We start from the raw sequence: 13,079 nt of genomic DNA on the forward strand, positions 1-13,079 counted from the left end.
GCGCCAGGATGCAAACGAAAGAGCCGAACGGCTCCGACAGGGAGGTGGCCTTGGCCCCCAGGCGTCAGCAGCCCGGCGACGAGCGCGGGGTGTTCGACCTCGCGGTGATCGGCGGCGGCATCAATGGCTGCGGCATCGCCCGCGACGCGGTGGGCCGCGGCGCCTCGGTGGTGCTGTTCGAGCAGAACGACCTGGCCAGCGGCACGTCCTCGACCTCGACCAAGCTGATCCACGGCGGCTTGCGCTACCTCGAACACTACGAGTTCCGCCTGGTGCGCGAGGCCCTGATGGAGCGCGAGGTCCTGTGGGGCATGGCGCCCCACATCGTCTGGCCGCTGCGCTTCGTGCTGCCGCATCATGCGGGCCTGCGGCCCGGCTGGCTCCTGCGCCTCGGCCTCCTGCTCTACGACAACCTCGGCGGCCGCAAGCGCCTGCCCGGCACCCGCACCCTCGACCTCACCCGCGATCCCGCCGGCGAGCCGCTGAAGCCCGGCTTTCGCCGCGCTTTCGAATATTCGGATTGCTGGGTGGAGGATTCGCGCCTCGTGGTGCTGAATGCCCGCGACGCCGCCGAGCGCGGCGCGGTGATCCGCCCGCGCACCCGGGTCGTCACCGCGACCCGCAGCGAGGGCCTGTGGGAGGTCACCGTCGAGGACCGCCAGACCGGCGCCCGCGACACCGTGCGGGCCCGCACCCTCGTCAACGCCGCCGGGCCCTGGGTCGCCAACGTGCTCACCGGCGTGGCGCGGGCGAACTCGACCGAGGGCGTGCGTCTGGTCCAGGGCAGCCACATCGTGGTGCGGCGCCTCTTCAAGCACGACCGCGCCTACATCTTCCAAAATGCCGACCAGCGCATCATCTTCGCGATTCCTTACGAGCGCGACTTCACGCTGATCGGCACCACCGACCGCGACTACAAGGGCGACCCCGCCGACGTGAAGGCGAGCGAGGAGGAGATCGCCTATCTCTGCGCTGCCGCCAGCGAGTATTTCCGCGATCCCGTCACCCGCGACGAGGTGGTGTGGACCTATTCGGGCGTGCGCCCGCTCTACGACGACGGCGCGTCGAAGGCCCAGGAAGCCACCCGCGACTACGTGCTGACCCTCGACGCGCCGGAGGGACAGCCGGCGATGCTCTCGGTCTTCGGCGGCAAGATCACCACCTATCGGCGCCTCGCCGAAGCGGCGCTCGACCGCCTGAAGGACCATCTGCCGGCCGCCCGAAAGAGCGCCTGGACCGCGGGCGCCGTCCTGCCGGGCGGCAACTTCCCGAAGGAGAGCTACGACGACGTCGTGGCGGGCCTCGCGCGCCAGCATCCGGGGGTGCCGGAGGCGCTGGTCGCCCGGCTGGTGCGGGCCTACGGCACCGAGGCGCGGGAGATCCTGAGCGGCGCCCGCGGACTCGCCGATCTCGGCCGCCTCTTCGGCGCCGACCTCACCGAGCGCGAGGTGCGCCACCTGATGCGCCGCGAATGGGCGTCGACCGCCGACGACGTGCTCTGGCGCCGCTCGAAACTCGGCCTTAGGGTCGCGCCGGCCGAGGCCGCCGCCCTCGACGACTTCATGCGCCGCGCCGCCGCCGCCCCCAACGCGGCCTGACAAGAAGAGACGGGAGGGCGCCATGACCCTGATCCTGGAGACCATCACCAAGCGGGTCGGCCCGGAGACGCATATCCGCGACGTCAGCCTGGCGCTGCCCAAGGGCTCGCTCAACGTGCTGCTCGGCCAGACCCTGGCCGGCAAGACGACGCTGATGCGCCTGATGGCCGGGCTGGAGGCGCCGAGCGAGGGGCGGATCATCGCCGACGGGAAGGACGTGACCGGGCTGCCGGTGCAACGCCGCAACGTCGCGATGGTCTACCAGCAATTCATCAACTACCCCTCGCTCTCGGTCTACGAGAACATCGCCTCGCCGATGCGGGTGGCCGGTGTGGCGAAGAGCGAGATCGAGGCGCGGGTGCGCGAGGCGGCAGGCCTCCTCCGGTTGGAGCCCTACCTCAAGCGCAAGCCCCTCGAACTCTCCGGCGGCCAGCAGCAGCGCACCGCCATCGCCCGGGCCCTGTGCAAGCGCGCCGACCTGGTGCTGATGGACGAGCCGCTGGCGAATCTCGACTACAAGCTGCGCGAGGAACTGCGCGAGGAGCTGCCGCGCATCTTCGCGGCGACCGGTGCGATCTTCGTCTACGCCACGACCGAGCCGGCGGAGGCGCTGATGCTCGGCGGGCGCACCGCCACCCTGCACCAGGGCCGCGTCACCCAGGTCGGCCCGACGCCGGACGTCTACCGCCGGCCCGACGACCTGATCACCGCGAAGGTCTTCTCCGACCCGCCGCTCAACACCTTGAGCGTGGTGAAGGCCGGCGGCCGGGTCACCCTGCCGACCGGTGGCCAGGTCCGGGCGACCGGCACGCTGGCGACCCTCCCGGACGGCGCCTACACGATCGGGTTTCGCGCCCATCACCTCGCCCTCGATCCCCTGCCGGGCGAGGCGATCGCCCTGCCCGCCACCGTCTCGGTCGCCGAGATCACCGGCTCGGAGAGCTTCGTGCATATCGACGCCGGCGAGAGCCGCCTGATCGCGCTGGTGACGGGCGTGCGCCGGCTCGAGCCCGGCACCGCCGTCACCGCTTATCTCGACCCCCGCCACGCCCTGGTATTCGACGAAGGGGGCCGTACCGCCGCCCTCGACCTGCCGACGGCGGCCTGAACAGGAGAGGGGATCCATGGCCCGCATCACCCTCGACCATCTCGCCCATGCCTACGGGCCGAACCCGCAAGGCCCGCAGGATTACGCGCTGAAGGAGATCGACCACGTCTGGCGCCAGGGCGGCGCCTACGCGCTGCTCGGCCCTTCCGGCTGCGGCAAGTCCACGCTGCTCAACATCATCTCGGGGCTGGTGGTCCCGACCCGCGGCCGCATCCTGTTCGACGACCGCGACGTCACCACGGTGCCGACCGAGGGGCGCAACATCGCCCAGGTGTTCCAGTTCCCGGTCGTCTACGACACCATGACGGTGCGCGAGAACCTGGCCTTCCCGCTCAAGAACCGGCGCGTCGCGCCGGCCACCATCCGGTCGCGGGTGGAGGAGATCGCCGGGCTCCTCGACCTGACCCGGGTCCTCGACCGCCGCGCCAACAACCTGACGGCGGACATGAAGCAGAAGATCTCGCTGGGCCGGGGCCTCGTGCGCCCGGACGTGGCGGCGATCCTGTTCGACGAGCCGCTCACCGTCATCGACCCGCACCTGAAATGGCAGCTGCGCTCCACCCTGAAGGAGCTGCACCGCAAGCTCGACCTGACGATGATCTACGTCACCCACGACCAGACCGAGGCGCTGACCTTCGCCGACACGGTGGTGGTGATGCATGACGGCGCGGTGGTGCAGACCGGCACCCCAGACGAGCTGTTCGAGCGCCCGGCCCACACCTTCGTCGGCCACTTCATCGGCTCGCCGGGCATGAACCTGCTTCCCGCTCAGGTGCAGGGCGCGACCGCGACGATCGAGGGCCACGCCATCCCGCTCGCCCGGCACTACCCGGACCTGCCGACGGGGAAGCGGATCGAGCTGGGCGTCCGGCCCGAATACGTGCATCTCGCGCCCAAGGGCCTCGGGCTGCCCGTCCAGGTGCGGCGCATCGACGATATCGGCCGCCAGCGCCTCGCCCGGGTCGAGCTCGGCGGCCGGCCCCTCGTCGCCACGGTGGCGGAGGGCCAGAGCCTCGACGGAGCTGAGGCGGCGCTGACCCTCGATCCGCGCCAGATCCACATCTACGCCGACGGCGCCCTGGTGCCCGGCCTGGCCGGAGGCGCCGCATGACCAAGACCGTCAACCAGAAGGCCTGGCTCCTCGTCCTGCCGGTCTTCGCCGTCGTCGCCTTCTCGGCGGTGCTGCCGCTGATGACGGTGGTGAACTACTCGGTCCAGGATACGTTCGGGAACAACCAGTTCTTCTGGAACGGCCTCGGCTGGTTCCAGGAGCTGCTCGACCCGTCGAGCCAGTTCGGCGAGCGCTTCTTCGATTCGCTGTGGCGCAACCTGCTCTTTTCCGCGATCATCCTGGCGATCGAGGTGCCGCTCGGCATCGCGGTGGCGCTCTCGATGCCGCGGGAGGGCCGCGGGGTCGCCTTCTGCCTCGTGCTGATGGCCCTGCCGCTCCTCATCCCGTGGAACGTCGTCGGCACGATCTGGCAGGTCTTCGCCCGCACCGATATCGGTCTCCTCGGCTCGCTCCTCAATCGCATCGGCATCGACTACAATTACGCCGGCAGCGCGCTCGCCGCCTGGGTCACCATCGTGACCATGGACGTCTGGCACTGGACGAGCCTCGTCGCGCTCCTGTGCTATGCCGGCCTGAAGTCGATCCCGGACGCCTATTACCAGGCCGCCCGCATCGACGGGGCGAGCCAGTGGGCGATCTTCCGTACCATCCAGCTGCCGAAGATGCGCCGGGTGCTGCTGATCGCCGTGCTGCTGCGGTTCATGGATTCGTTCATGATCTATACCGAGCCCTTCGTGCTCACCGGCGGCGGGCCCGGCAACGCCACGACCTTCCTGTCGATCGACCTCGTCAAGCTGGCGCTCGGCCAGTTCGACCTCGGCCGGGCGGCGGCGATGTCGCTGGTCTACAACCTGATCATCCTGAGCGTGTGCTGGGTGTTCTACACCGTGATGACCAACGTGGACGCCGGCAACCGCACGGTGCTGACCGAGAGCGACCCGGCCGACGCCAGCGCCTCCGGCAGCCTGCCCCCCGCCACCACCATCCCGCTCGACCGGAGGGCCGCCTGATGCGCCCGCGCCACGTCGTGATGACGCTCTACCTCTTGTTCCTGATGGTGCCGATCTACTGGCTCGTCAACATGAGCCTGAAGACCAATCAGGAAATCAACACCAGCATGACGCTCTGGCCGCATGCCATCACGTTCGACAACTACATCCGGATCTTCACCGATCCGAGCTGGTACGGCGGCTACCTGAACTCGCTGTCCTACGTGGCGATCAACACGGTCCTGTCGATCGGCTTGGCGCTTCCGGCGGCCTACGCCTTCTCGCGCTACAGCTTCATCGGCGACAAGCACCTGTTCTTCTGGCTCCTGTCGAACCGGATGGCGCCGCCGGCGGTGTTCGCGCTGCCCTTCTTCAACCTGTACTCGGCGGTCGGCCTGTTCGACACGCCCTGGGCCGTGGCGCTCGCCCACTGCCTGTTCAACGTGCCGCTGGCGGTGTGGATTCTCGAAGGCTTCATGTCCGGCGTGCCGCGGGAGATCGACGAGACCGCGGCGATCGACGGCTACTCGTTCCCGCGCTTCTTCGTGAAGATCTTCATGCCGCTGATCGCGTCGGGCATCGGCGTCGCCGCCTTCTTCTGCTTCATGTTCTCGTGGGTGGAACTGCTGCTGGCCCGCACGCTCACCTCGGTCGACGCCAAGCCGATCGCCGCCACCATGACCCGCACGGTCTCGGCCGCCGGCATGGATTGGGGCCTGCTCGCGGCGGCGGGCGTGCTCACCATCGTGCCGGGCGCCCTCGTGATCTGGTTCGTGCGCAACTACATCGCCAAGGGCTTCGCCCTCGGCCGGGTGTGATCGGGGAGTTCTCGCGATGCCTGATTTCGCCTGGATGGCCTGGACCTGGCAGACCGCTCTGTTCTTCGCGGTCATCGCCGGCCTGCTCGCCGTGATGACCGCGCTCGCCGTCTGGCGGCCCGAGACCGAGACGGTCGGGATCCTGCGGATCCCCACCACCCGCGGCGACCGGCTGTTCCTGACGCTGGTCGGCGCCGCCTTCATCAACCTTGCCTGGCTCGGCCTCGTCGGCCCGAGCCTCGAATGGGCGCTCGCGCTCTCGCTCGTTTACGGAGCGGTGATGTTCCGCTTCGCTTAGAGGACCCGCCGCTACGTCCGGTTCGAGCCGGCATCAGGCGGGTTTCGTCACCACCAGAGGGAGGATCACCACGATGAGACGCCACGGATTGCTGACGGCCGCGAGCGCGCTGGCCTTGAGCCTCGCCGCCGGTCACGCCTTCGCCGGCATGGAGGAGGCCAAGCGCTGGGTCGACACCGAGTTCCAGCCCTCGACCCTCTCGAAGGACGAGCAGCTCAAGGAGATGCAGTGGTTCGTCGATGCGGCGAAGCCCTTCGCCGGCATGGAGATCAACTTCGTCTCCGAGACCATCACCACGCACGAATACGAGGCCCGCACCCTCGCCAAGGCCTTCACCGAGATCACCGGGATCAAGGTGCGCCACGACCTCCTGCAGGAGGGCGACGTGGTGGAAAAGATCCAGACCCAGATGCAGTCGGGCAAGAACATCTACGACGGCTGGATCAACGATTCCGACCTCGTCGGCACCCATTTCCGCTACGGCCAGACCGTGGCCCTGTCGGACTTCATGAAGAATGAGGCCAAGGACGTCACCTCGCCGACCCTCGACCTCGACGATTTCATCGGCAAGTCCTTCGGCACCGCTCCGGACGGCAAGCTCTACCAGCTGCCCGACCAGCAATTCGCCAACCTGTACTGGTTCCGCTACGACTGGTTCACCCGCCCCGACCTCAAGGAGAAGTTCAAGGCCAAGTACGGCTACGAGCTCGGCGTGCCGGTCAACTGGTCGGCCTATGAGGACATCGCCGACTTCTTCACCAATGACGTGAAGGAGATCGACGGCGTCAAGGTCTATGGCCACATGGACTACGGCAAGAAGGATCCGTCCCTGGGCTGGCGCTTCACCGACGCGTGGCTGTCGATGGCCGGCAACGGCGACAAGGGCATCCCGAACGGCAAGCCGGTCGACGAGTGGGGCATCCGCATGGAGGGCTGCCGCCCGGTCGGCTCCTCGATCGAGCGCGGCGGCGACACCAACGGCCCGGCGGCGGTCTATTCCGTCACCAAGTACGTCGACTGGCTGAAGAAGTACGCCCCGCCGCAGGCGGCCGGCATGACCTTCTCGGAATCCGGACCCGTCCCGTCGCAGGGCAACGTCGCCCAGCAGATGTTCTGGTACACCGCCTTCACCGCCGACATGGTCAAGCCGGGCCTGCCCGTCATGAACCAGGACGGTACGCCGAAGTGGCGCATGGCGCCCTCGCCCAAGGGCCCGTACTGGAAGGAGGGCATGAAGCTCGGCTACCAGGATGCCGGCTCGCTCACCCTGCTGAAGTCGACCCCCCTCGAGCGCCGCAAGGCCGCCTGGCTCTATCAGCAGTTCATCGTCTCGAAGACGGTCAGCCTGAAGAAGAGCCATGTCGGCCTCACCTTCATCCGCGAGAGCGACATCTGGGACAAGTCCTTCACCGAGCGGGCGCCGAAGCTCGGCGGCCTGGTCGAGTTCTACCGCTCGCCGGCCCGCACGCAGTGGACCCCGACCGGCGTCAACGTGCCGGACTATCCCAAGCTGGCGCAGCTGTGGTGGCAGAACATCGGCGACGCCTCCTCGGGCGCCAAGACCCCGCAGGCGGCGATGGACGCGCTGGCCAACGCCCAGGACGACGTGATGGCGCGCCTGGAGCGCTCGAAGGTGCAGGGCGAGTGCGGCCCGAAGCTCAACCCGAAGACCTCGGCCGAGCACTGGTACGAGCAGGCCAAGAAGGACGGCACGCTGGCGCCGCAGCGCAAGCTCGCCGACGAGAAGCCGAAGGGTGAGACGATCGACTACGACACCCTGATCAAGAGCTGGCCGGCCTCGCCCCCGAAGCGCGGCTGACCTTGCGGGAGCCGGGGCACGCAGCCCCGGCTCTCCTGTCCGCGATGATCAGGATATCGCCATGATGGCGGTGACCGCCGCGCTCGTCGCGAGGGAGGCTGTCATAGCCTACGACACGGCGGAACCACCCCCTTTGTGACGAGCGCCAGACCGATGTCCTCCCTCATCCTCGCCATCGACCAGGGCACCACCTCCTCGCGCGCCCTGTTGTTCCGCCCCGACACCTCGATCGCGGGCCTCGCCCAGGCCGAGTTCCCGCAGCATTTCCCGGCCTCGGGCTGGGTCGAGCACGAGCCGGAGGACCTCTGGCGCACCACCCTCGAGACCTGCCGGGCGGCGATGAAGCAGGCCGGGGCCACGGCGCGGGACGTGGCGGCGATCGGCATCACCAACCAGCGCGAGACGACGCTGGTCTGGGACAAGCGCACCGGCGAGGCCGTGCACCGCGCCATCGTCTGGCAGGACCGGCGCTCGGCCGGGATCTGCGCCCGCCTCAAGGAGGCCGGCCACGAGCCCGCGGTGACGGCGAAGACCGGCCTCATCCTCGATCCCTACTTCTCCGGCACCAAGATCGCCTGGATCCTCGACAACGTGCCGGGGGCCCGGGCCCGGGCGGAGGCCGGCGAGCTCGCCTTCGGCACCGTCGATTCCTATCTCCTCTGGCGCCTCACCGGCGGCCGGCTCCACGTCACCGACGCCACCAACGCCTCGCGCACCCTGCTCTTCGACATCCATCGCGGCGTCTGGGACGAGGAGATGATGGGGCTGCTGGGCGTGCCGGCCTCGATGCTGCCGGAGGTGCGCGATTCCTCGGGCGATTTCGGCGAGACCGACCCGGACCTGTTCGGCGCCGCGATCCCGATCCGGGGCGTCGCCGGCGACCAGCAGGCCGCGACCGTCGGCCAGGCCTGCTTCCGGGCCGGCATGGTCAAGTCGACCTACGGCACCGGCTGCTTCGCCCTCCTCAACACCGGCTCCCAGCCGGTCGCCTCGAAGAACAAGCTCCTCACCACCATCGCCTACCAGCTGAAGGGCCAGCGCACCTACGCGCTCGAGGGCTCGATCTTCGTCGCGGGCGCCGCGGTGCAGTGGCTGCGTGACGGGCTCGGGGTGATCGACTCGGCCGCCGAGACCGGGGCGCTCGCCGAGCGGGCCGACCCGGCGCAGGACGTCTACCTGGTGCCGGCCTTCGTGGGCCTCGGCGCCCCCCACTGGGAGCCCGATGCCCGCGGCGCCCTGTTCGGGCTGACCCGCGGCACCGGCCCGGCCGAGCTCGCCCGCGCAGCCCTCGAGAGCGTCTGCTTCCAGACCGCCGACCTGCTCGCGGCCATGCGGGCCGACTGGCCGGACGGCGACGGCAGCGCCACGGTGCTGCGGGTCGATGGCGGCATGGTCGCCTCGGACTGGACGATGCAGCGCCTCGCCGACCTCCTGGCCGCTCCCGTGGACCGGCCCGAGGTGAAGGAGACGACGGCGCTCGGCGCGGCCTATCTGGCGGGGCTCGCCTGCGGCCTCTACCCGGAGCCCGAGCACTTCGCTGACCATTGGCGCCTGGAGCGCCGCTTCGCCCCGGCGATGGAGCCGACCTTGCGCGAGCGCCGGCTGGCCGGCTGGCGCAAGGCGGTGAGCTGCCTGGTGGGGAAGTAGGGCGAAAGGGAAGGGGGCCTTTCGGCCCCCTGTCCGTTCCTACTTCTCCAACCGGGCGATCAGGCTCGACGTGTCCCAGCGCCCGCCGCCCATGCTCTGCACCTCGGCGTAGAACTGGTCGACGAGGGCGGTCACCGGCAGCTTGGCCTTGTTGCGGCGGGCCTCGGCGAGGACGATCGACAGGTCCTTGCGCATCCAGTCGACGGCGAAGCCGAAATCGAACTTGCCCTCGTTCATGGTCTTGCCGCGGTTCTCCATCTGCCAGGAGCCGGCCGCGCCCTTGGAGATCACGTCGAGCACCGCCTCGATGTCGAGCCCGGCCTGCTTGCCGAAATGCACCGCCTCCGACAGGCCCTGGACCAGGCCGGCGATGCAGATCTGGTTCATCATCTTGGCGAGCTGCCCGGCGCCGACCGGTCCGAGCAGCCGGCAGGCCCGGGCGTAAGACCCGATCACCGGCTCGACCCGGGCGAAGGTCTCGGGATCGCCGCCGCACATCACGGTGAGCACGCCGTTCTCGGCGCCGGCCTGACCGCCGGAGACCGGGGCGTCGACGAAGCCGAAGCCGCCCTTCTCCGCGGCCGCCGAGAGTTCCCGCGCCACTTCCGCTGAGGCGGTGGTATGGTCGACGAAGACCGTTCCCTTGCCCATCGCCGCGAAGGCGCCGTCCGGGCCGGTCGTGACCTGGCGCAGGTCGTCGTCGTTGCCGACGCAGGCGAAGACGATCTCCTGGCCCTCGGCCGCCTCGCGGGGCGTCGCCGCGGCCTTGCCGCCATGGGCCTTCACCCAGGCATCGGCCTTGGCCTTGGTGCGGTTGTAGACCGTGACGTCATGGCCCTTGGCGGCCAGGTGGCGGGCCATCGGCCCCCCCATCACGCCGAGACCCAGAAACGCGACCTTTGCCATCCGTTCATCCTCCCACGCCGTTGTCCCGCGGCGGTCGGCCCCCGGTGTAGTGAGCCGGCCCCGCGCCCGTCAAACGGGCTTGCCGCCTTTCCCGAACGCTGTCGTTCGGGGAGGGGCGCGTCACTTCGTGTCGAACGGGATGTACTTCGCCCGGAGGCGGTCGTAGCGCCCGTCCGCGATGAGCGCGGCGAGCGCCCGCTCGAACGCGTCGCGCAACGCGGTGTCGCCCTTGCGCAGGCCGATGCCGAAGCCCTCGCCGAGCAGCGGCTCGCCTGCCGGCACGTCGCCGACGAGGCGGCAGCAGGCGTCGCCCTCCGGCCGCGCGAGGAAGGTGGAGAGGTCGAGCTTGTCGCCCAGCACCACGTCGACCCGGCCGGCCCGGAGATCGAGGGTCGCGTCGGCGAGGCTGTCGAAGGTGCGGATCTCGGCGCCCGGCACCCGCTGCTCCAGGAAGGCGACCTGCGGCCCATGCGCCGCCGCGCCGATCGTCCGGCCCCGCAGGGTCGCCGGGTTCGGATTCGGCAGCGAGGTGTCCCGCCGCGCCACGTAGGCGAAGGGGATCCGGAGATACGGCCGGGTGAAGGCGATGCGGGCGGCCCGCTTCGGGGTGATCGCCATCGCCGCCATGATGGCGTCGTACTCGCCCGCCTCAAGGCCCTTGATGATGCCGTCCCACTGATGGAGCACGATCGTGCAGGTGAGCGTGGCCTCCGCGCACAGGGCCTGGGCCAGATCGACCTCGAACCCCGCCGGCTTGCCGTCCTCGACGTAGTTGAACGGCGGGTGCCCGCCCTCGGTGGCGATGCGCACGGGGGAGGGGAGAGGGGCGGGAGCCTGCTCGGCGAGGGCAGGCCTGGCGGCCAGCAGCGACAGGAGCAGGAGGCGGGAGAGCAGGCGGCTCATCCGGCGGTGGTCTCTCGTGGCAAGGGGCGGACCAGATGGGAGGACCGAACGGGGGCGGACCCTGCCACGGTCGCACCCGCCGGCGCAACTCGCACGTCGCGATCGCGCCCGAACCCGCCCGGCGTCGTTGACGTATCGTCAGGGTTAACCGGCCTTTAAGCGCGATGCGCTCTGATCCGGCCATGCGCCTGAGCTTCCGCCCGCCCCACCCACCCCGCGACCGCGCCGACGCGGTCGAGATCCTGCCGCCGCTGCCCGCCCTGGCGCCGGCGGCCGACGGGCCGGAGCGCGATGCGGGCCGGGCCGGGCGCGACGCCGTCGACCGGGTCGAGGCGGAGCTGGTCCGGGCCGCCCGCGCCGTCGGGGTCGCCGCCCGGGACGGCTGCGCCGAAACCGCGGCCGCGGCCGCGGACGCCGCCGCCCTCGCCCGCGGCCTCGACACCCTGGGATGTCGGGCCGACGAGGCCGGCGCGCGCAGCCGTGCCCTCGGCGGCGCCGCCGGCACCCTCGCGGCGGATGCCGACGGGCTCGCCGGCGTGCTGGTCCAGGCCGGCCGCCACCTCGAGCGCACCGACGCGCAGAGCCGCATGCTGGAGGCCGAGATGGCCGGCGCCGCGCAGGAGGCCGCCCGCGTCGTCGAGGCGGTGGCGACCCTGGCGCGGCAGGCCAACCGCTTGGCCCTCAACGCCACCGTCGAGGCGGCGCGGGCCGGCGCCGGCGGCGGGCCGCTCTGGCAGGCGGCGGAGGAATTCAAGCTCCTGTCGGCCGATGCCGCCCGGGCGGTGGAGGAGGTGCGGGCCCTGAGCCGCCGCCTCTCCGGCCCCGGGGCGGTGGCGATGGGCAGCGTCGCGACCTCGCTCGCCTGCCTGCGCCCGGCCGTCGCCACGGCCGGCGCGGCGGCCGGGGCCCAGGCGGCGTCCGCCCGGCACCTCTCCGATGCGGCGCAGGATCTCGCTCAATCCACCGACGATCTCGGCCGGGACGCAGCCCTGGCGATGGCCGCCGCCGACGAGGCGGCCCGGCGGATGGAAGCCGCGCAATCGGTCGGAGCCGGCGTCGCCGGTCTCGCCGGGGGGCTCGTCGGGCGCACGGTCGCGTCCTTGCGCCAGGCGGAGATCGGCGACCGGCGGGTGCATGACCGCTACCCGGTCGACCTCGCGGTCCGGGTCGGGAATTGGGGCCTCGGGCGGGTGCTCGACCTGAGCCGGGGCGGCCTGCTCCTGATCCCGCCGGAGGGGTGCGGCGGCGCCGTCGGCACCCGGCTCTCCCTCGACCTGCGCGGCATCGGCCGGATGCAGGCGCAGGTCGTCGGCGCGAGCCCGCGCGGCCTGCATTGCGCCCTCACGGATGCGGCGTCCGAGGCGCGGATGCGCGACGCCCTGGTGGCGATCGAGGAGGAGAACCGGCCGCTGATCGCGGCGGCGACGGGAGGAGCGGCTGCGGTCGCCACCGCGCTGGAGCAGGCTCTGGCCGCGGGCCGGCTCGCGCATCACGCCCTGTTCGACACCACCTACCGCCCCGTCGCAGGCATCGAGCCGCCGCATTACCTCACCGCCGCCGTCCCGGCCCTGGAGGATCTCCTGCCGCCGATCCTCGAGCCGCTGCTGCTGGCCGATGCGCGCGCCGCCTTTTGCTTCGCGGTCGACCGCAACGGCTACGCCCCGGTCCACAACCGCGCCCAGGCCCAGGCGCCGCGGGCCGGCGACCCGGCCTGGAACGCCCGCCATGCCCGCCAGCGCCGGCTCTACGACGACCGCATCGGGCTTGCCGCCGCCCGCTCGACCCGGGCCTTCCTGGTCCAGGCCTGCCCGCAGGACGAGGCCGGCCGCCAGCCCCTGCGCGAGGTCTCGAGCCCGATCCGTGTGCACGGCCGGCACTGGGGGGCGTTGCGGATGGGGTTTCGGATCTGAGCGAGGAGGGC

General features: G+C 71.0%; 11 protein-coding genes. 9 read left to right on the top strand and 2 right to left on the bottom strand.

Features of this window, described 5'->3' with window-relative positions; all coding sequences use genetic code 11:
* Positions 1 to 50: 50 nt before the first annotated feature.
* The 8 genes from glpD (at position 51) to glpK (ending at position 9,349) form a co-directional block, all read left to right on the top strand.
* Positions 51 to 1,598, top strand: coding sequence for a glycerol-3-phosphate dehydrogenase (gene glpD, locus DA075_RS01465; protein ID WP_099956334.1), 1,548 nt, complete (start codon positions 51 to 53; stop codon positions 1,596 to 1,598).
* A gap of 22 nt (positions 1,599 to 1,620) precedes the next feature.
* Complete coding sequence (locus DA075_RS01470; RefSeq protein WP_099951695.1) at positions 1,621 to 2,706, top strand: ABC transporter ATP-binding protein; 1,086 nt, start codon at positions 1,621 to 1,623, stop codon at positions 2,704 to 2,706.
* A gap of 16 nt (positions 2,707 to 2,722) precedes the next feature.
* The gene (locus tag DA075_RS01475) at positions 2,723 to 3,817 is read left to right on the top strand and encodes an ABC transporter ATP-binding protein (RefSeq protein ID WP_099951696.1); all 1,095 of its coding nucleotides are present in this window, start codon (positions 2,723 to 2,725) and stop codon (positions 3,815 to 3,817) included.
* A complete protein-coding gene (locus tag DA075_RS01480) occupies positions 3,814 to 4,788 on the top strand; it encodes a carbohydrate ABC transporter permease (RefSeq protein ID WP_099951697.1) in 975 nt (324 codons plus the stop codon). The genes DA075_RS01475 and DA075_RS01480 overlap by 4 nt, the downstream gene beginning before the upstream one ends.
* Positions 4,788 to 5,585: a carbohydrate ABC transporter permease gene (locus tag DA075_RS01485; protein WP_048433526.1), complete on the top strand. Its 798-nt coding sequence runs from the start codon at positions 4,788 to 4,790 to the stop codon at positions 5,583 to 5,585. The genes DA075_RS01480 and DA075_RS01485 overlap by 1 nt, the downstream gene beginning before the upstream one ends.
* A 16-nt stretch (positions 5,586 to 5,601) precedes the next feature.
* The gene (locus tag DA075_RS01490; protein ID WP_099951698.1) at positions 5,602 to 5,883 is read left to right on the top strand and encodes a DUF2160 domain-containing protein; all 282 of its coding nucleotides are present in this window, start codon (positions 5,602 to 5,604) and stop codon (positions 5,881 to 5,883) included.
* Positions 5,884 to 5,956: 73 nt separating this feature from the next.
* Positions 5,957 to 7,702, top strand: coding sequence for an ABC transporter substrate-binding protein (locus tag DA075_RS01495; protein WP_099951699.1), 1,746 nt, complete (start codon positions 5,957 to 5,959; stop codon positions 7,700 to 7,702).
* A 153-nt stretch (positions 7,703 to 7,855) separates the two neighbouring features.
* Entirely contained in the window at positions 7,856 to 9,349 is a 1,494-nt protein-coding gene (gene glpK, locus DA075_RS01500) for a glycerol kinase GlpK (protein WP_099951700.1), read from the top strand.
* Positions 9,350 to 9,388: 39 nt separating this feature from the next.
* Here the strand turns inward: glpK and DA075_RS01505 are convergent, their stop codons facing one another.
* Both DA075_RS01505 and DA075_RS01510 read right to left on the bottom strand, forming a co-directional pair.
* Positions 9,389 to 10,255, bottom strand: a complete 867-nt coding sequence (locus tag DA075_RS01505) for an NAD(P)-dependent oxidoreductase (RefSeq protein WP_099951701.1) — start codon at positions 10,253 to 10,255, stop codon at positions 9,389 to 9,391.
* Positions 10,256 to 10,375: 120 nt separating this feature from the next.
* Entirely contained in the window at positions 10,376 to 11,158 is a 783-nt protein-coding gene (locus DA075_RS01510) for a transporter substrate-binding domain-containing protein (RefSeq protein ID WP_099951702.1), read from the bottom strand.
* A gap of 182 nt (positions 11,159 to 11,340) precedes the next feature.
* On the opposite strand from DA075_RS01510, the gene DA075_RS01515 reads away from it, so the two are divergent.
* Complete coding sequence (locus tag DA075_RS01515) at positions 11,341 to 13,068, top strand: PilZ domain-containing protein (RefSeq protein ID WP_099951703.1); 1,728 nt, start codon at positions 11,341 to 11,343, stop codon at positions 13,066 to 13,068.
* Positions 13,069 to 13,079: the final 11 nt, after the last annotated feature.

Origin of the sequence: Methylobacterium currus (genome assembly GCF_003058325.1) — a bacterium.
Classification (GTDB): Bacteria; Pseudomonadota; Alphaproteobacteria; order Rhizobiales; family Beijerinckiaceae; genus Methylobacterium; species Methylobacterium currus.

Bases quoted from the DNA above. Each gene is read 5' to 3' on its own strand.
- DA075_RS01470 (WP_099951695.1), top strand. From the start codon at position 1,621: ATGACCCTGATCCTGGAGACCATCACCAAGCGGGTCGGCCCGGAGACG.
- DA075_RS01475 (WP_099951696.1), top strand. From the start codon at position 2,723: ATGGCCCGCATCACCCTCGACCATCTCGCCCATGCCTACGGGCCGAAC.
- DA075_RS01480 (WP_099951697.1), top strand. From the start codon at position 3,814: ATGACCAAGACCGTCAACCAGAAGGCCTGGCTCCTCGTCCTGCCGGTC.
- DA075_RS01485 (WP_048433526.1), top strand. From the start codon at position 4,788: ATGCGCCCGCGCCACGTCGTGATGACGCTCTACCTCTTGTTCCTGATG.
- DA075_RS01490 (WP_099951698.1), top strand. From the start codon at position 5,602: ATGCCTGATTTCGCCTGGATGGCCTGGACCTGGCAGACCGCTCTGTTC.
- DA075_RS01495 (WP_099951699.1), top strand. From the start codon at position 5,957: ATGAGACGCCACGGATTGCTGACGGCCGCGAGCGCGCTGGCCTTGAGC.
- glpK (WP_099951700.1), top strand. From the start codon at position 7,856: ATGTCCTCCCTCATCCTCGCCATCGACCAGGGCACCACCTCCTCGCGC.
- DA075_RS01505 (WP_099951701.1), bottom strand. From the start codon at position 10,255: ATGGCAAAGGTCGCGTTTCTGGGTCTCGGCGTGATGGGGGGGCCGATG.
- DA075_RS01510 (WP_099951702.1), bottom strand. From the start codon at position 11,158: ATGAGCCGCCTGCTCTCCCGCCTCCTGCTCCTGTCGCTGCTGGCCGCC.
- DA075_RS01515 (WP_099951703.1), top strand. From the start codon at position 11,341: ATGCGCCTGAGCTTCCGCCCGCCCCACCCACCCCGCGACCGCGCCGAC.